Source organism: Levilactobacillus paucivorans (assembly GCF_001437125.1).
GTDB classification, from domain to species: domain Bacteria; phylum Bacillota; class Bacilli; order Lactobacillales; family Lactobacillaceae; genus Levilactobacillus; species Levilactobacillus paucivorans.
This window is the reverse complement of sequence record NZ_JQCA01000033.1, coordinates 1-417: the sequence shown is the minus strand read 5'-3', so window position 1 is coordinate 417 and position 417 is coordinate 1. Positions and strand designations below refer to the sequence as shown.

At 44.8% G+C, this 417-nt stretch carries 1 protein-coding gene; it reads right to left on the bottom strand.

The genetic code is table 11. From position 1 onward, the window contains the following. Nucleotides 1–417 (bottom strand): transposase (locus tag IV54_RS02850; protein ID WP_191980401.1); only part of this gene is annotated, 417 nt, incomplete at both ends.

The following is a 417-nucleotide window of genomic DNA, read 5'->3' as shown; positions in this document are numbered from 1 at the left end:
ATAAACATTAAACTGAGAAACCAGGAAGCGATCCAGTGAATCTTCCGTTGGAAATTGTTCTTTGTGGTGGGTGGTGCGCTTGAGATGCTTATTAAAGTTCTCAATCAGGTTAGTGGAGTATAGTGATTGCCGGATAGCTGGTGGAAAGTCCATGAAAGTGAGTAAATTCGGCATTTTAAGCAGATCTTTGATTAATTTGGGATAGGTCTGATGCCAGTTGTTGGCGAACTCATTCAGTTTCAGTTCGGCTGCTTCACGGTTGGCGGCCCGATGAACTTGTTTAAAGTCACTGATCACGGCCTTGCGGTCTTTTACGCGAACTTTGTTCATCAGATTCCGCCCAACATGAACCAGGCAACGTTGTCGTTTGGCTTTAGGGAAATGCCGATTCAAGCCTTCATCCAAACCAACTAACCC